18 protein-coding genes and 1 tRNA gene are annotated in these 17,130 nt (G+C 65.1%); 9 read left to right on the top strand and 10 right to left on the bottom strand.

What is annotated here, in order from left to right:
- Positions 1-38: 38 nt before the first annotated feature.
- From AC3D24_RS10970 to AC3D24_RS10960, 3 genes are all read right to left on the bottom strand, one after another.
- A complete protein-coding gene (locus tag AC3D24_RS10970) occupies positions 39-1,331 on the bottom strand; it encodes an RluA family pseudouridine synthase (RefSeq protein WP_489030573.1) in 1,293 nt (430 codons plus the stop codon).
- Complete coding sequence (crcB, locus tag AC3D24_RS10965) at positions 1,328-1,702, bottom strand: fluoride efflux transporter CrcB (RefSeq protein ID WP_489030571.1); 375 nt, start codon at positions 1,700-1,702, stop codon at positions 1,328-1,330. Before crcB ends, AC3D24_RS10970 begins: the two co-directional genes overlap by 4 nt.
- 315 nt (positions 1,703-2,017) lie before the next feature.
- Complete coding sequence (locus tag AC3D24_RS10960) at positions 2,018-2,746, bottom strand: hypothetical protein (RefSeq protein WP_489030569.1); 729 nt, start codon at positions 2,744-2,746, stop codon at positions 2,018-2,020.
- Between the two features lie 240 nt (positions 2,747-2,986).
- Here AC3D24_RS10960 and AC3D24_RS10955 point away from each other — a divergent pair, with 240 nt between their 5' ends.
- Positions 2,987-3,208, top strand: coding sequence for a hypothetical protein (locus AC3D24_RS10955; RefSeq protein WP_056052052.1), 222 nt, complete (start codon positions 2,987-2,989; stop codon positions 3,206-3,208).
- 55 nt (positions 3,209-3,263) lie between these two features.
- Here AC3D24_RS10955 and AC3D24_RS10950 read toward each other — a convergent pair whose 3' ends face one another.
- The 3 genes from AC3D24_RS10950 to AC3D24_RS10940 form a co-directional block, all read right to left on the bottom strand.
- On the bottom strand, positions 3,264-3,860 hold the full coding sequence (locus AC3D24_RS10950; protein ID WP_489030566.1) for a glycine zipper 2TM domain-containing protein: 597 nt from the start codon (positions 3,858-3,860) through the stop codon (positions 3,264-3,266).
- Between the two features lie 112 nt (positions 3,861-3,972).
- Positions 3,973-4,401: an OsmC family protein gene (locus tag AC3D24_RS10945; RefSeq protein WP_489030564.1), complete on the bottom strand. Its 429-nt coding sequence runs from the start codon at positions 4,399-4,401 to the stop codon at positions 3,973-3,975.
- Between the two features lie 78 nt (positions 4,402-4,479).
- On the bottom strand, positions 4,480-4,785 hold the full coding sequence (locus tag AC3D24_RS10940; RefSeq protein WP_489030562.1) for a glycine zipper 2TM domain-containing protein: 306 nt from the start codon (positions 4,783-4,785) through the stop codon (positions 4,480-4,482).
- 199 nt (positions 4,786-4,984) lie between these two features.
- On the opposite strand from AC3D24_RS10940, the gene AC3D24_RS10935 reads away from it, so the two are divergent.
- The gene (locus AC3D24_RS10935) at positions 4,985-5,623 is read left to right on the top strand and encodes a trimeric intracellular cation channel family protein (protein ID WP_489030560.1); all 639 of its coding nucleotides are present in this window, start codon (positions 4,985-4,987) and stop codon (positions 5,621-5,623) included.
- Between the two features lie 347 nt (positions 5,624-5,970).
- On the opposite strand, the gene AC3D24_RS10930 is transcribed toward AC3D24_RS10935, so the two are convergent.
- Together AC3D24_RS10930 and sppA are read right to left on the bottom strand one after the other, a co-directional pair.
- Positions 5,971-6,537, bottom strand: coding sequence for a GNAT family N-acetyltransferase (locus AC3D24_RS10930; RefSeq protein WP_489030558.1), 567 nt, complete (start codon positions 6,535-6,537; stop codon positions 5,971-5,973).
- Positions 6,537-8,480 carry a signal peptide peptidase SppA gene (sppA, locus tag AC3D24_RS10925; protein ID WP_489030556.1) on the bottom strand — a complete coding sequence of 648 codons (1,944 nt, stop codon included), beginning with the start codon at positions 8,478-8,480 and terminating at the stop codon, positions 6,537-6,539. Before sppA ends, AC3D24_RS10930 begins: the two co-directional genes overlap by 1 nt.
- Before the next feature lie 468 nt (positions 8,481-8,948).
- On the opposite strand from sppA, the gene groES reads away from it, so the two are divergent.
- The 6 genes from groES to AC3D24_RS10895 all read left to right on the top strand — a co-directional run bounded on the left by groES (position 8,949) and on the right by AC3D24_RS10895 (position 14,080).
- On the top strand, positions 8,949-9,236 hold the full coding sequence (gene groES, locus AC3D24_RS10920; RefSeq protein WP_056052039.1) for a co-chaperone GroES: 288 nt from the start codon (positions 8,949-8,951) through the stop codon (positions 9,234-9,236).
- Between the two features lie 120 nt (positions 9,237-9,356).
- Positions 9,357-11,000, top strand: a complete 1,644-nt coding sequence (gene groL / locus AC3D24_RS10915) for a chaperonin GroEL (RefSeq protein ID WP_380782136.1) — start codon at positions 9,357-9,359, stop codon at positions 10,998-11,000.
- A 199-nt stretch (positions 11,001-11,199) separates the two neighbouring features.
- Complete coding sequence (locus AC3D24_RS10910) at positions 11,200-11,763, top strand: Uma2 family endonuclease (protein WP_489030553.1); 564 nt, start codon at positions 11,200-11,202, stop codon at positions 11,761-11,763.
- Between the two features lie 285 nt (positions 11,764-12,048).
- A complete protein-coding gene (locus AC3D24_RS10905) occupies positions 12,049-13,074 on the top strand; it encodes a sigma factor-like helix-turn-helix DNA-binding protein (RefSeq protein WP_489030551.1) in 1,026 nt (341 codons plus the stop codon).
- 34 nt (positions 13,075-13,108) lie between these two features.
- Positions 13,109-13,567 (top strand): hypothetical protein, encoded by a 459-nt coding sequence (locus tag AC3D24_RS10900; protein WP_489030549.1) that lies wholly within the window; start codon positions 13,109-13,111, stop codon positions 13,565-13,567.
- Between the two features lie 21 nt (positions 13,568-13,588).
- Positions 13,589-14,080 carry a hypothetical protein gene (locus AC3D24_RS10895; RefSeq protein ID WP_489030547.1) on the top strand — a complete coding sequence of 164 codons (492 nt, stop codon included), beginning with the start codon at positions 13,589-13,591 and terminating at the stop codon, positions 14,078-14,080.
- A 27-nt stretch (positions 14,081-14,107) separates the two neighbouring features.
- On the opposite strand, the gene AC3D24_RS10890 is transcribed toward AC3D24_RS10895, so the two are convergent.
- Positions 14,108-14,181, bottom strand: a tRNA-Gly gene (locus AC3D24_RS10890).
- Positions 14,182-14,309: 128 nt separating this feature from the next.
- Here AC3D24_RS10890 and AC3D24_RS10885 point away from each other — a divergent pair.
- Positions 14,310-15,584, top strand: a complete 1,275-nt coding sequence (locus tag AC3D24_RS10885) for a methyltransferase family protein (RefSeq protein WP_489030545.1) — start codon at positions 14,310-14,312, stop codon at positions 15,582-15,584.
- 109 nt (positions 15,585-15,693) lie between these two features.
- On the opposite strand, the gene AC3D24_RS10880 is transcribed toward AC3D24_RS10885, so the two are convergent.
- Entirely contained in the window at positions 15,694-17,067 is a 1,374-nt protein-coding gene (locus AC3D24_RS10880) for a glutamate--cysteine ligase (protein ID WP_489030543.1), read from the bottom strand.
- Positions 17,068-17,130 lie beyond the last annotated feature (63 nt).

Here is a 17,130-nt window from a genome sequence, read left to right as displayed (position 1 = left end):
GTAGGGAGGGTGAGGGTACGTTAGGCGGCAGGCATCAATTACCGAGTCCCAGGCCCACTCCGAGGCCCAGGCTTCCCAGCCCCACCCGGACGCCCGCGCCCGGCAGGCTTCGCCCCTTCAACCCGAGGCCCACTCCGCGGCGCCCCGAACTTCGACCCAGCCCCGGTCCGAGGCCCACCCGTCTTCGCAGGCTTGCCGGTCGCCTTCTCCTCGACAACCCCACGTCCACGCCGCTCACCCTTACGGTCTTTCCGCACCGACTTCGCATGCGCCTTAGCCCGCGATTTCATCTGCTCGCGCGTCGGCGCGGTCTTCTCGTCGAGCACCAGGTCGTTGCCCAGCTTCTCCTCGAAACCCAATTGCTTCAGGCTCTCGGCGAAATGCGTCGGCAGCTCGGCGGTCACGTCGATCGACCCGCCATCGGGATGATCCACCTTGATGCGGCGAGCATGCAGATGCATTTTCCGCGAGATTCCACCCGTCAGGAACGCCGCCGCGCCGCCGTACTTGCCGTCGCCGACGATCGGATGCCCGATCGCCGCCATGTGCACGCGCAACTGGTGCGTGCGCCCCGTAAACGGCTGCAACTCGACCCACGCCGCGCGGTTGCCGGCATGCTCGATCACCCGGTAGCGAGTGCGGGCCGGTGCGCCCTCGGCCTCGTCGACATGCATCTTCTCGCCGCCGGTGCCCGGTTGCTTCGCGATTGGCAGTTCGATCATGCCGTCCTCGATCGACGGCACGTCGACCACCAGCGCCCAATAGACTTTTCGCGCGGTCCGCCCCGAAAACGCCTTCGCAAAGAACGCAGCGGCCCGCGACGTCCGCGCCACCAGCAAAGCGCCGGACGTGTCCTTGTCGAGGCGGTGGACCAGCTTCGGCCGACCCTCGTTGTCGTACTGCAACCCATCGAGCAGCCCGTCGACATGCTGCGTCGTCTTGGTCCCGCCCTGCGTCGCGAGGCCCGGCGGCTTGTTCAGCACGAACGCCTGGAAATCCTTGTGGATGACCATGGACTGCGCGAGTTCGGTTTCTTCGTCCGACAGGATCACGCGTTCGCGGACGCGCCGGGGCTTGTCGACGTCGGCGGTGGCCTTGTCGGCTTCGGGCGGCGGGACGCGGAGCATCTGTCCCGCCGCGATCCGATCGCCCGGAGTCGCGCGCGCGCCGTCGACGCGGAGCTGGCCGGTGCGCGCCCACATCGCCACCGTCGTGAAGCTCGTGTCGGGCAGATGCCGCTTGAACCACCGATCGAGCCGGATGCCGTCATCGTCGAACCCGACGTTGAACTCGCGGAAACCCATATCGCTATCGTTTTTGCCCGCGGTCATGCGACGGCCCTTACTGCGGAGAGACCCGCGAATACTGCGACGATCGAGCCGATCACCGAAATTAAAACATACCCGAACGCGACGCCGATCGCGCCGCGTTCGATCAACGTGACGACGTCGAGCGAGAAGCTCGAGAACGTCGTGAATCCGCCCAACACGCCCACGCCGAGCAACAGCCGCCATGTTTCCGAAGCGGTATTGCGGGCGAGCACGCCAATCAGCACCCCCATCAGCAACCCACCGATCAAATTCACGGCAAGCGTACCAAAGGGGTAGTCCGGGCCGAGCAACGACAGCATCGCGCGGCCAGTCAGATAGCGCGCGCCGGACCCGACCGCACCACCGACCATGACATAGAGAAGGGGAAGCATCCCCGCGCCCTAGCGTGAATCGGGCAAAACGGAAAGGTGCGCCGCAGGGGTGGGGATGTGCGCTTCATCCGGGTCACTTCGAGATCACCGTGCGAGCCCTGTCCCAAAGTGTTTCCCCGCGAAGGCGGGGATTCAGTCTGGGCTCCCGCCTTCGCGGGAGAACAAGGAGAGCAGCCCGTGCCTCCGTTACAAACCACCCCGGCGAAGGCCGGGGCCCAATTGGAAAGGTCGCAGTAACGAAGGGCGGCGCTCAATCAGCAATGTTTCCCAATTGGGCCCCGGCCTCCGCCGGGGTTGTGCACCTATCGCAACGCCTCACCGCCCAGCGTTGGACACCATATCCACATCGCTCCCGCCACCAGCCCGCGCCGTCACATACACCACGTACGCGTCGTTCCCCCGAACCCCGCCCAGCAAATGCTGCTTGCCGTCCGTGCTATGCCCAGCAGAATACCCCGCAGCCCGCGCCTTCGTGAAATACCAATCCAGCATCTTCTGCATCGGCGCCGCACTCGCAAAACTCACCACGCGCAAGCGGCATCCGTCGCGATCCGCCCCCGCAGCCTCGGTCAACCGCGCGCCCGGATACAGCGGCAGGTCCGCCGGCAACCGGTTCGCCCACCCTGCCGAATAGCCGATCTTCTGCGCACACGCCCCTGCGTCCGGCGTCTTCTGCCGCTCCGCCAGCGCGCCCAGCGTCAGCGCGCCGTTCGCAGACTTGCACTCCGGGCAATCGTTCGACGGCGCCGGCGCACGCTGCAACGTCTTCGGGTCGACCGGATCGGCCTTCAGCGGACCCTCGGGCGGCACCGCGCCGTCCTCCGGTCGCGAAGGCGGCCGTATTGCATCGGTGTTCGACGATTGCGCCAACCGCGGATCGACCATGATCTGCCCGCCCAGCGCCGACGTCAGCGCCGGATCGCGCACTGCGCCATTGGTCAGTTCGGCATCGAGGCTGTTGAGATCCTGCTGGTCGGTCGAGGACCGGTTGCAGGCCGCCAGCGCGAGCGGGAGGAGAAGGGCGGAGCGCAGGGGGAAAGTCATCACCCGCATCCTATGCGCGAACGACGGTGAAGAAAGCGTTTTCCGCACAACCCTATCCTCCCCTGCCAGGGGTAGGTGGCTGGCGCTTGCCAGACGGAGGGGGCGGTAAGAGGCAACCGACGTTTCGTGTCCTCCCCCTCCGTCACCTTCGGCGACACCTCCCCCTGGCGGGGGAGGATCGTCAGCTCGGCCAAATACCTTGATCTTGCCCGAACCGCTGCGACTCGCCATGTTCACTGCATGCTGAACATCGTCTCGATCCTCATCGGCCTCGTCACCCTGGTGCTTGGCCTCGTCGCGTTCATTCCGCTGCTTGGCTGGATGAACTGGCTCGTCATCCCGATCGGCATCGTCGGCGCTGCGGTCGGCGCGCTCTCGTCGAGCAGCGGCGGGCGCAACCTCAACATCGTCCTGATCATCATCTTCGCGCTCCGCCTCAGCCTGGGCGGCGGCATCATCTGATACAAAAAGGGCCCGGCGTTTCCACCGGGCCCTTTCGAGTTACGCTAGCCTGAGCTTAGCGGCAACGCACGTTGCCGCGGTCGATCGACGACCCCAGCACCGCGCCACCGCCCGCACCGATCAGCGTGCCGAGCAGTCGCGAGCCGCCGCCCGCAATGATGTTGCCGAGCGCACCGCCGGCCAGACCACCGACGATCAGCCCGGTCGTCCCATCGTTGCGACGGCAGTAATAGCGTCCGTTGCCGCCGCGATAGATCCGGTCGTTCCGGCCCAGGCGACGCTCCTGGTAATAGCGACCATCGCGGTAATAGCGGTCGGCGAAATAGCCCCGCTGCCCCCGCTCGTAGCGATTATAGTCATAGCCGCGATACTGCTGCCAATTGTTGTTGCGCCCATTGTCGCGGCGGATATCGCGAATATCGCCGCGGCGGTCCTGGCGCGCGTCACGCACCTCGTCACGATATTCGCGGCGGGCATCGCGCACGTCGCCCCGCGAATCCGCATTGCGGACGTCGCGGCGATAGTCGCGCTGCGCGTCGCGGACCTGGTCGTTATATTCGCGGTTGGCGCCGCGCACGGTGGATTGCGCGCCTGCGGGCATTGCACCGAACGCGGTGGCGGCCAGGGCTGCCGACAGGATGGCAATACGCATGATCTCTCTCCCAAATGCTGTGCATGCAGAACGGCCGGCCAATACGGGGGTTGCGTGAACCGCAAACTACGTCGCATTCAGCCGGCCGACAGGTCCTTGAGATCAGGCGCTTTTAGGCGGCCAGATTATGCTCCAGCGTGATTTCGGCATTGAGCACCTTCGACACCGGGCAGTTCGCCTTGGCGTCCGCGGCGATGGCCTCGAACTCGTCCTTCGAGATGCCATCGATCTTGGCGTTCAGCGTCAGCGCCGACTTGGTGATCTTGAACCCGTCGCCATCCTTGTCGAGCGTTACCTTCGCCGACGTCTCCAGCGTGCCCGCCTCATAGCCCTTGCCAGCGAGCGCGAAGCTCAGCGCCATCGTGAAGCACGATGCATGCGCCGCCGCGATCAGTTCCTCGGGATTGGTGCCGGGCTCGTTCTCGAACCGCGTGTTGAAGCCATAGGGGCTGTCGGACAGCACGCCCGACTGCGTCGAGACATGGCCCTTGCCGCTCTTGCCGAGACCGTCATACTTGGCCGAACCGCTGCGTGTGGTCATCGTTTTGATCCTTTCGGGACATGAAAAAAGGCGCCGCGGTTTCCCACGACGCCCTTCCACAACGCACGAAGCGTATTTTTAGCGGCAACGACGATTGTTGTTGCTCGAACCCTTGTCGATTGCGCGACCGGCGAGGCCGCCGAGCACGGCGCCGCCCAGCGTGCCGACCGTACGGTCGCCGCGGGTGTCGACCGTGCGGCCGAGCAGTGCACCGCCGACGCCGCCGATGATCGTACCGGTCGTGCCGTTGTTCTTCTTGCAATAGGTGCGGCCGTCACGACCACGCCATTCGCGACGATCGCGCGCGTCTGCGGCCGAAACCGGGATCAGAACGGTCGGCAGGACCATCGCGCTGCAGCCGAGTGCCAGGATAAACTTACGCATGATTGAACTCCCAAGTGATATGATCTGATGGTGTAACGAGCGTTGTATACGGCGGGTTGCATGAACGGAAAACAACACCCCGTTCATGCTGTCGTTCACCTGCGCGACGCCGCGACGTCTTGGAGGAGAGGCCATTCCACGGTCTCGCTTTACGCTGGCCCCGCTTTACGCTGGATCGCCGGCCGGTTACGCCGCACTGATGTTGCCCGTCCCGCTTCCCGTCGAAATCCTGCCCGTCGCCGCGCCGTGGTTCGACCTTGCCGGGCTTGCGGTGTTCGCCGCCTCGGGCGCGCTGGCGGCGGCCAAGCGCGGCCAGACGTTCGTGACGCTCGTGTTCTTCGGCCTGATCACCGGCGTCGGCGGCGGTACGGTGCGCGATCTGCTGATCGGCGCGCCGGTATTCTGGGTTCACGACGCGCGCGCCGCCAGCGTGTGCCTCGGCGTCGCGCTGTTGATCTGGGTGACGCCGGAGCGCTGGTGGAAGGATGAGGCACTGGGCTGGTTCGACGCGGTCGGGCTCGCGGCGTATGCGGTGTACGGCGCGGCCAAGGCGCTCGGTTACGGCGTGCCGCCGGTACCCGCGGCGCTGATGGGGGTGATGACCGCGTGCGTTGGCGGCATCATCCGCGACGTACTTGCGGGGGAGCCTTCGATCCTGATGCGGCCGGAGCTGTATGTGACCGCGGCGGCACTCGCGGCGGCGAGCTATGTGGGGCTGGTGTTGCTGGGCGTACCGCTGGCGTGGGCGGCGGTGATCGCGGCGAGTGCGGGGTTCACGCTGCGGGCGGCGGCGATCCGCTTCCATCTGGCGCTGCCAGCGTATGGCGGGCGGCGCTAACCCACCCGGCTTGTCGCGTTACCACTTGTGTCCCCGCGAAGGAGCGGACCCAGTCTAGGCTCCCGCCTTCGCGGGAGAACAAGGAAGAGCGGGCCGGCGGTTGGATTTGAGCCGACGGTCCGATCTTATTCGATCTAATCTTACGCGTCTGACCGGTACCCGTTGAAGAAAGCACCCTCCGACACGGCAACCACCCCGGCGAAGGCCGGGGCCCAATTGGGGGACGTCGCCAACGATGGACGGTACTTCGTTACTACAGCCTCACCAATTGGGCCCCGGCCTCCGCCGGGGTGGTATATTCGCAAGGGACGATTTCACCGAGCAGATAGGTCGCTCCAAAAGGAACTCTAACCCCGCACCACACCAACATCCGCAAACCGCTTGGGCTCGACCGGCGGCACGGTGCCCTCGTTCAGTTCGCACTGCCAATAGCCGACATCGATCCACTGGCCGTTCTTGTACCCGACCTCGCGGTACACCCCGGCCCGCCGGAACCCGACCGCCTCATGCAGCTTGATCGAGGAATCGTTCGGCAGCGCGATCACCCCGATCGCCTGCGTGAAGCCCTGCGCCCGCAACGTGTCGATCAGCGCCTCGTACAACAGCCGTCCCGCACCCTGGCGCTGCGCCGCGTCCGCCACATAGACGGTGGTCTCGCACACGAACCGGTACGCCTCGCGCTCGCGAAACTGCGCCGCGTAGGCAAATGCCAACACGCCGCCTTCATCCCCAATCGTCGCGACCATCCACGGATACAGCCCATTCGACGCCGCCATCCGCGATCGCATCTGCCGCGCATCCGGCGCGACCGTTTCGAACGATACCGTTCCGACCAGCACATGCGGGGCATAGATCGCGGCGATCGACGCAGCGTCTTCAGGCACTGCAGCGCGAATGACGATGCCGGCAGGCATCAGAATCCGATCCGTGTGAGCAACAGGTCGAGCAGTTTCGCATCGCCGAGCCCGGCCGTCGTCGGCCCCATCCCGCCGCACTCCAGGCAGCGCGCCTGGATCGAGCCCGACGTCGCCAACCGCTTCATGTCACCGACAGCCTGCGCGAGCATCTGACGGCGGTCGGCCGCGACATGCGCGAATGCGTCGCCACCACCCGCGTCCTCGTCGTCCGCACCACCGAAATCCTGCGCGATCGTCGCGAGGAAGCCGGGCTTCTTCTCCAGATATTCGGCATGCACCTTGGCCGGATCGAGCTTGGCGCGCTTGGCGGCCTCGTCGATCGCGTCCTGCAACGTGCCGAACCGGTCGACCAGCCCGATCTGTCGCGCGGTGCCGCCATCCCAGACGCGCCCCTGGCCGATCTCGTTCACCCGTGCCGGCGACAGCTTCCGCGACGTCGCCACGCGCGACACGAACTCGCGATAGCCGTTCTCGATGCCGGCCTGCGCGATCGCGTCGAACATCGGCGAGGTGCCTCCGACGATATCGGGCTGGCCCGACAGCGGCGTGGTCTTCACGCCGTCGCTGGTCACGCCGATCTTGGCGAGCGCGTTCTCGAAGGTCGGGATCACGCCGAAGATGCCGATCGAGCCGGTGATCGTGCCGGGCTCGGCGAAGATCACGTCCGCCGGCGTCGACACCCAATAGCCGCCGCTGGCGGCCAGGCCACCCATCGACACGACCACGGGCAGCTTCTGGCGCTTGGCCTCGAGGATCGCGAGCCGGATCTGCTCGGACGCCAGCACCGATCCGCCCGGCGAGTCGACGCGGACGACGAGCGCCTTGAGCGTCTTCTTGGCGAGCCCGTCGAGCACCGCCTTTTCGATCGTCTTGCCTGCCGCCTTGCCGGGGCCGCTCTCGCCGTCGACGATCTCGCCAGCGATCGTCAGCACGCCGATCGCGTCGCCTGCGGTCGGGAGCGGGTTTGCCTTCACCCACGCGTCGTATTTGATCGTGTTGTAATTGCCCGCAGGTTTCTTGTCGTCGGACCCGGCGATCTCCGCGACGCGCCGCCCGAATGCGGTCCGATCGCCGAGCTTGTCGACGATCCCCGCGCGCAGGTTCGCTTCGGCGATGTTGCCATTCGCCGCGATGATGATCTTGTCGGGCGCCGTCAGGAACTGCGCTATCTGCGCCTTCGGGCGGGCCTTGGCGACGGCTTCACGCCACTGCGAGAACAGCGTGCCGTATAGCGCGGTGCTGGCGGCGCGCGCGTCCTCGCTCTGGTCCGCCCGCGTGTACGGCTCGACGAAAGACTTGTAGCGGCCGACGCGGTAGACGTGCGCGTTGACGCCGAGCTTGTCGATCAGGCCCTTGTAATAGAGCTGGTTTCCACCTGGGCCCATGAAGATCGTGCCACCCAGCGGGTTGACCCAGACCTCGCTCGCATTCGCGGCCAGCCGGTAACCGCCATCGGTGTACGCGGTCGCATAGGCGAGCACCGGCTTGCCGCTCGCCCGCACCCGCGCCAGCGCATCGCCGACTTCGCCCAGTGCCGCCGGATACGCGCCACCGAAGCTGTCGAGATCGAGCACCACCACTTTCACGCGTGCATCGGTTCTTGCCGTGTCGATCGAGCGGACCACGTCGCGCAGGCGGAACTGGCGCGTCCGGCTCTGCCCCGACAACGCGGCGAACGCGGCCTGTTCTTCGGGTTGCTCGACGATCGAGCCGTTGAGGTCGAGCACCAGCGCGCCGTCCTTGATCGCCGTGGTGCCCTGCCGCGCATTGAGCGCCGCGAAGATCAGCCCGAAGAAGAGCAACATCGCGATCAGGACGAGCGCGTCCTTGATCGCCACGAGGAACTTCCACACGCCCCGCACGAGCCGCCATTTCCGCCGCGGCGGACGGGCAGGGTCGACATAGGAGGGGGCGTAGGACGGCGCTGCGGTATCGGTCATGGGACGAGAGCTAGAGCATGCGCGGACCGAGGTAAATGCCCTGTGTTACGAGGCCAACACAGACCAACTATCTTTGTCATGCCTGGCTTGTTCCGGCATCCACGGTTCCTCAAACTCGCCGGCCGCTGATGCGGGGCACGGTGGACCCCGGAACAAGTCCGGGGTGACGGAAGGATTTGTAAGCGAGCATCGCAATCCCACCTCCCCGGCGAAGGCCGGGGCCCAGTTGGAGAACGTCGCTGACGGAGCGGAGCGTCTGTTACAACGACCTTGCCAACTGGGCCCCGGCCTCCGCCGGGGTGGTGCTTCGGGTAAACGAGCGCAGGTGCCCGAAACCCACGCCCGCCCGAAAAAAATTCGCCCGCGGAACCTTTGACATGCCGCACCCCGAGGCACATATGCGGTCCGTTGGCACTCGATAACCTCGAGTGCCAGAAATCTGTCACAATCCAAAAGGACATGGACCCCATGAACTTTCGTCCGTTGCATGATCGCGTGCTGGTGAAGCGCCTCGAAGCCGAAGAGAAGACGGCTGGCGGCATCATCATCCCCGACACCGCCAAGGAAAAGCCGCAGGAAGGCGAAGTCGTCGCCATCGGCACCGGCACCCGCGCCGAGAACGGCACGATCACCCCACTCGACGTCAAGACCGGCGACAAGATCCTGTTCGGCAAATGGTCGGGCACTGAGGTCAAGGTCGACGGTGAAGACCTGCTGATCATGAAGGAATCGGACATTCTCGGCATCGTCGGTTGACCCGACGGGCTCGGGATCGTCGGCGTCGTGCTGACGTGAACGGGCCGAGAAAGGCTGGCCGCGACATCCGCGCCAGCGTCTGCACTTCCTATACTTCACTCAATCGAAAGGGCAGCTGACATGGCTTCCAAGGACGTAAAATTCGGTCGTGACGCGCGTGAGCGCATCCTCCGCGGCGTCGACATTCTCGCCGACGCGGTCAAGGTGACCTTGGGCCCCAAGGGCCGCAACGTCGTCATCGACAAGAGCTTCGGCGCACCGCGCATCACCAAGGACGGCGTCACCGTCGCCAAGGAGATCGAGCTCAAGGACAAGTTCGAGAACATGGGTGCGCAGATGCTGCGCGAAGTGGCCTCGAAGACCAATGACATCGCCGGCGACGGCACCACCACCGCAACGGTTCTGGCGCAGGCGATCGTCCGCGAGGGCATGAAGTCGGTCGCAGCGGGCATGAACCCGATGGACCTGAAGCGCGGCATCGATCTCGCCGTCATCAAGGTTGTCGAGGACGTCAAGGCGCGTTCGAAGCCGGTTTCGGGTTCGAAGGAAGTGGCGCAGGTCGGCATCATCTCGGCCAATGGCGACCGTGAAGTCGGCGAGAAGATCGCCGAAGCCATGGAGAAGGTCGGCAAGGAAGGCGTGATCACCGTCGAGGAAGCGAAGGGTCTCGAATTCGAGCTCGACGTCGTCGAGGGCATGCAGTTCGACCGCGGCTATCTGTCGCCCTACTTCATCACCAACCCCGAGAAGATGTCGGTCGAGCTTCAGGATCCCTACATCCTGATCCACGAGAAGAAGCTGTCGAACCTGCAGGCGATGCTCCCGATCCTGGAAGCCGTCGTTCAGTCGGGTCGTCCGCTCCTGATCATCGCCGAAGACATCGAGGGTGAGGCTCTGGCCACGCTCGTCGTCAACAAGCTGCGCGGCGGCCTTAAGGTCGCAGCGGTCAAGGCACCGGGCTTCGGCGATCGTCGTAAGGCGATGCTCGAGGACATCGCGATCCTGACCAAGGGCGAGATGATCTCGGAAGACCTCGGCATCAAGCTCGAGACCGTCACGCTCGGCATGCTCGGCACCGCCAAGCGCGTCACGATCGACAAGGACAACACCGTCATCGTCGACGGTGCCGGCGATCACGACACGATCAAGGGTCGCACCGAAGCGATCCGCCAGCAGATCGAGAACACGACCAGCGACTACGACAAGGAGAAGCTCCAGGAGCGTCTCGCCAAGCTTGCCGGCGGCGTTGCCGTGATCAAGGTCGGCGGCTCTTCGGAAGTCGAAGTCAAGGAGCGCAAGGATCGCGTCGACGACGCGCTGCACGCAACCCGCGCAGCCGTTGAAGAGGGCATCGTCCCCGGTGGTGGTACGGCTTTGCTGTACGCGACCAAGGCTCTCGACGGCCTGACCGGCGCGAACGAGGACCAGACGCGCGGTATCGACATCGTCCGCAAGTCGCTGACCGCTCTGGTTCGCCAGATCGCGCAGAACGCGGGTCATGACGGTGCGGTGGTTTCGGGCAAGCTGCTCGACGGCAACGACACGTCGATCGGCTTCAACGCCGCGACCGACACCTACGAGAACCTGGTGGAAGCCGGCGTGATCGATCCGACCAAGGTCGTCCGCACCGCGCTGCAGAACGCAGCATCGGTTGCCGGCCTGCTCATCACGACCGAAGCGGCCGTGAGCGAGCTCGCCGAAGACAAGCCTGCCATGCCCATGGGCGGCGGCGGCATGGGCGGCATGGGCGGCATGGACTTCTGATTTCGGACGGGGCCAGCGAGAGCTGGTCCCGACACGCAATCAGAACGGCGGGCGGGCTGGGCGGCGCAAGCCACCAGTCTCGTCCGACGAAAAGGGCCGGCTTCGCCGGTCCTCCGTTCCGAACACGACGACCAAGGCAAAGGGCCGGGGAGCAATCCCCGGCCCTTTGTTGTCCGCGCCATAGTGGTAAAACCCGCCCTTGCGGCACGATCCCCTCTACAAGAAGATCACGGTCGACGAGTTTCTCGCAATCGACTTCGGCACGGATCGCAAGTTCGTGCTGGTCGATGGCGCCATCTATCTCAAGACTAGGGGCGGACCCGCCAAGTCGCGTGTAGCAAGCAACACCTTGGCCTATATCGGTGCGAAGCTCCGCGGCACCGGCTGTCGCGCGTACAACTCCGACATGGGCATCCGCGTCAACGACACCGACCTGCGCTACCCCGACGTCAGCGTCTTCTGCGGTAACCCCGCGACCCGTCAGCGCGAGGAACAGCGCGTATTCGACGATCCGACGATCATCTTCGAAGTTCTCTCCGGCTCGACCGCGAAGATCGATCAAGGCAGCAAGCTCGCCGAATATCGCGAACTCGCCTCGGTGGACACGATCGTTTTCGCTGACCCCGAGAACGAACTGACCCGCGTCGTCCAGCGACTCGGGCCCACGACGTGGCGCGACGATATGTTTGCGCAGCCGCACGACGTGGCACTTCCGTCGGTGAAGCTGACGATCCCGCATTCGGAAATCTTCGCTCGGGATTGACGTACCCCGAGGGGCGGGGCGGTCAGAGCACCAGGTGGCAAGATTGGCGCATCCAAGACTCGGTTCGATGAAGAGCAGGGAAGATAAGGTAGGAGGTCGTAAAGTCGGCGGCGTGCCCGAAAATCCTTCTGTTTTATCGCCCCCGCCGTTATTTATCTGAAATAGTTGGCGTAGACTCGGCGGCTCGGCGCGAAGACTTCGGTACAATTCAACGGCCTGCGCTCCGCTGAAGAGTTCGCGCACACGAAACGTGCAACCGCTCCCGGATCGCGCTACGATCACGCCATGACCGCAGCCCGCATCGCTCAGCTGACCGAAGCCCAAAGGGCCTGTCTGCGGCTGGTGCTGACGCATCACAATTCGAAGGAGATCGCGGCGCAGTTCAACGTGTCGCCATCCGCGATCGACAAGCGGATCGAGCGCGCGGTCCAGATGCTTGGGGTGGGCACGCGGTTCGAGGCCGCAAGGCGGCTCCAGCAGCATGAACGCATCGACGCCAACCCGGACGGGGCAGGCGGGGGCGCGGGTGGGGCTAGCGATGCCTTCCTGCTCCGCGATCACGCGCGATACGTCCCCGCCCGGCTTGACCCAGCCCCGCCCGCATACGCCGCATCCCCATACGAACGGCTCCCATCCGAACCATTCGACGTTCCCAACGCTCCCTTAAGACGGGCAGAGATGGCAGCGACCGGGCCGTGGGGGCTTGTTCGCCGCTTCCTGGGATTAGCTCAGGTCAGCGGATCGATGGGGGTGGCGCGCAACCGGGTCTCGGTCGGCGACAGATTGGTACGATTGATCGGGCTCATGGGCTTGATCGCCGTCACGTCGATGGCGCTCGTGAACTTGGCGATGACGATGACCACGCTGTTGAGGGCGAACCGGAGCAGCACCGCTCCCATACATGGCACCGCAACGTCGGTGCCCAAGGGGAGACTTTCGATGCTGAAACAGCGACGCGACGCCACGGATGCCGTAACCGCCATATTCCTGAAGGCCGAGGCTGCGGTCGACGAGGCCGCGATGCTCGCCGCATCGTGCGTATCGACCCTGCTCCAGCAGCGGGTCGCCGCCAACCTGCCCGTCGGCGTCGGCACCGCGGCGTTGCAGATGGTATCGCAGGCATCGTTCGACATGATCAACGCTCGCCAGCGCTTCGTCGAGGCGCACCGCGCGCTGGTCGAGGTTCGGCACGAGATCGGGTTGGGCCAATTTTATGGATATGGCGATACCGCGCAATGCCCACCGAACGAAGGTACGCTGATCGGAATGCCGACGGGCGACACGCCGGTCCGCCTGGCCGCAGTCGCCTGACCAGTAGATCCAGGATCGGCTTCGGAGGTAGGCGTTGGATCGAGTATGGTTGTTCTACGCGATCCAGGTGGTTGCGTCCGGCTATGCTCTGGCGCGCGGTGGCGCACCGGAGCGCCTGACCGGCTTGGCGCTGCTGCTTGCAGCAGCGTCGACCAGCATCCTGCAATGGGACATTCCCTCGCTGTTCTCGGGCCTCGAGGTCGGCGTGATGATCGTCGACCTGTTGCTGCTGGTGGCGATGATCGCAATCACCTTGCATGCCGATCGGTTCTGGCCAGCCTGGGTCACGGCGCTGCATGCTCTGGGATTGGGCGCGCATCTGACCAAGGTGATCAGTCCTGACCTGATCCGGCTCGTATACGCCGTTCTTGCTGCCGCCTGGAGCTACCCCATCGTCCTCGTGCTGGTGATCGGCACCGTCAGGCACTCGCGTCGAATCCAGTCTCGCGGCTGGGATCTCGACTGGAGCCGACAGGATCGAACCGTCGGCTAACCGTAATTCGGGAAGGCGCACATGACCTATGCACTCTCCATGGCGCCTTTGACGACGCCGCTCGTTCCGCCCCTGACGCCATCGGCCATGGCGCTACCGCTCGTGGCGCCCCCGCTCGGCACACCTTTGCGCAAGACGGCGCTCGGGTCGGAGTCGCCGCTTCATGCCGCGGTATCTCATGCTTTGCTCGTACAGGTTGCCAAGCGGCTTTACGACGTTCGCCAGTTGCGCGACGAGATGCTCGGTGATGCGCTGTTCTCCGAGCCGGCCTGGGACATCCTGCTGGACCTGTTCATCTCGGATCACGAGGGCCGACAACTCAGCGTCTCTGCAGTCTGCATCGGTGCACGGGCACCGTCCGCCACCGCGCTACGCTATCTGGCGATGCTGCAACATGCGGATCTCGTCGTCCGCACCCGCGACGTTCGTGACGGACGCCGCTCGCATGTCGGGCTGACGGTGCTCGGGCGGCGACGCATGACGACGCTGCTCGGCCGACTGGCGATGGTCTGAGCAGTTACAAGGATCGGGGCGGCTTTTTGGAGCGGGTAACGGGAATCGAACCCGTGTATTCAGCTTGGAAGGCTGCTGTACTACCATTGTACTATACCCGCCCGGTGCGCCGCGGCGCGTGCCCGGACTAGCGCCGCCGCACGTCCGGCGCAAGCGTCTGCCTGGCCTGAATGCACGCCGCGCGAACATGCTTCACGCCTTCATTACCATTCTGCGCTAACCCCGGCGCATGGATCACGACCCAGCGCTTTCCGGTCCCGTATCGACCGATCCTCGTCCCAAGTCCGCGGTTAGTCACGGCGCGGGCTTGGCGGGTCTTGCCGGCACGCTCGTCTGGATCGTGATCGCGCGAACCTATGGCATGGACGGGCCCTATTCGGCGCTCGTCAACGTCGCCGCCTGCGGACTACCGATGGTGATCTGGTCGCTCCTGATCGACAGGGTTCACTTGAGCACGAGCACCGGAATCGACTGGGCGTCGGACAAGCCATGGCGCGATACGCTCGACCTGAGCCTGACCAAGCTCGCCGGATTATGGGCGACTTGGGCCATGATCGCGGTGATCTACGGTACCGGGCGGTTTTACTGGCAGGGCAACTTCGCCTTCGCGATGTGGTGTTTCACCAACGCCGCGCCGATCCTGTTCGTGGTATCTATCCCCTATGTCCTTTGGATCGACCGCTATCTGGTCGAGCCGCGCGATGGAGCCTGGCACCTCGGCGCATGGATGACGGGACAGCCGGGTGTCGACCGTGAGGCGATCTACGGCCATTTGCGCGCCTGGGGGGTGAAGACGTTCTTCCTCGCCTTCATGCTCGCGATCGTGCCGCCGGGGTTCGGCGATTTCGTTCGCGGCGACTTGCGCGCAGTGCTCCACGATCCGGTCGCGCTGTCGAGCTGGCTGGTGACGCTGATGTTCCTGATCGACGTGGCGTTCGCCACGGTCGGGTATCTACTGACGTTCCGCCCGCTCGATTCGCACATTCGCAGCGCCAATCCGTTCGCGGCGGCGTGGATGCCTGCGCTGATGTGCTATCCGCCGTTCATCCTGATGAATACCGGCGGACCGCTCGATTATCATCCGGGCACGTCGGACTGGGCGTACTGGTTCCAGGGGCATCCGATCCTGCTGGCGCTGATCGGCGCGGTGCTAGTCGGGCTGACCGCGATCTACGCCTGGGCAACGATGGCGTTCGGCTTCCGCTTCTCGAACCTGACCAACCGCGGCATCCTGACGCATGGGCCGTATGCGGTGTCGCGTCACCCCGCCTATCTTTCGAAGAACCTGTTCTGGTGGATTTCGACGATCCCGGTCCTGACGCTCGGCAGCGTCGTCGACGCGACGCGCGCGACGCTGCTGATGGTGGCGGTCAGCGGCGTCTATTACTGGCGTGCCAAGACCGAGGAGCGGCACCTGAAGCTCGATGCCGACTACCGCGCGTATTTCGACTGGATGACGCGCAACGGATTGGTGCCGCGCTTGTTCGCGAGGCTGCGCGGCTAATTTCCCCCCCCGCTTGCGGGAGGGGTTAGGGGAGGGGATCACCTGCGCCGTGCACCGAAGCGCGCGCGGCCAAGCCCTCCCCAACCCCCCCGTAAACGGGAAGGAGCCGTTAGAAGCTGGCTTCGTCGTACACCTTCGACACGTCGCCGTTCCAGACGCCGTTATAGCGCTCCAACAGCACTTCCGCCGGCACCTTGCCGCTTCGCACGATCTCGCGCAGCGGATCGAGGAAACCCGTCTCGTTGTCGCCCGCCCGGTTGAAGCGCGCGCGCGCCGATAGCCCGGCGCCGGCGATGTCGAGCACTTCGCCCGCAATGTCGCGCAGCTTGCCACCGCCCGCGATCGGCGCGTTCAGCCCGAGCTTCGGCACCGAATCTCGCAGCGACTGGCGCTCGTCGATCGTCCAGTCCTTGACCAGATCCCACGCCGCATCGAGCGCACCCTGATCGTACAGCAGACCGACCCACAGCGCCGGCAGCGCACAGATCCGGTTCCACGGCCCACCATCCGCGCCGCGCATCTCGAGGAACGTCTTCAACCGCACCTCGGGGAACGCGGTCGACAGATGATCCGTCCAGTCGTCGAGTGTCGGCTTCTCGCCCGGCAGGACGCTGAGTTCGCCCTTCAGGAAATCGCGGAACGAGAGGCCAGCGGCGTCGATATACTTGCCGTCGCGGTAGACGAAGTACATCGGCACATCGAGCGCGTACTCGGCGTAGCGTTCGTACCCGAAGCCATCCTCGAACACGAATGGCAGCATGCCGGTGCGGTGCGGATCGGTGTCGGACCAGATATGGCTGCGATACGACAGCATGCCGTTGGGCTTGCCTTCGGTGAACGGCGAGTTCGCGAACAGCGCGGTCGCCAGCGGCTGGAGCGCGAGCCCGACGCGGAATTTCTTCACCATGTCCGCCTCGGACGCGTAGTCGAGGTTCACCTGGATCGTGCAGGTCCGCAGCATCATGTCGAGCCCCATGCTGCCGACGCGCGGCATGTGCCGCAGCATGATCGCATAGCGTCCCTTGGGCATCGTCGGGAGTTCGGCGCGGGTCTTGTCCGGCCACATGCCGAGCCCGAGGAAGCCGATGCCGAGCTTCTCGCCCGCCGCCTTCACCTGCTCCAGATGGCGTCCCGTTTCGGCGCAAGTCTCATGCAGGCTGTCGAGCGGCGCGCCCGAGAGTTCGAACTGGCCCGCGGGCTCCAGGCTGATGCTGCCGTCGGGACCCGACATGGCGATGGCATTTCCGCCCTCCATGACCGGCTTCCAGCCATATTGCTCCAGCTCGCCGAGCAACGCGCGGATACCGCTCGGCTCGTCGTAGGACGGCGCGTGGTGATCGCCGTTCGCATAGACGAACTTCTCGTGCTCGGTGCCGATCCGCCACGCGTCCTTCGGCTTTTCGCCGCCCGCGAAGCTGGCGATCAACTGGTCGCGCGACTCGATCGTCGGGCTGGTCTTGAGCGGGGCTGGAATCGTCGTCATCGCCGCGCCTTACGCGTCGATGAACGAGGGTGCTAGAGGAGATTCGGACCAATCGGTACCGAT

Source organism: Sphingomonas sp. SL1004, assembly GCF_057815015.1.
This window is presented reverse-complemented; position numbering and strand designations above follow the sequence as displayed.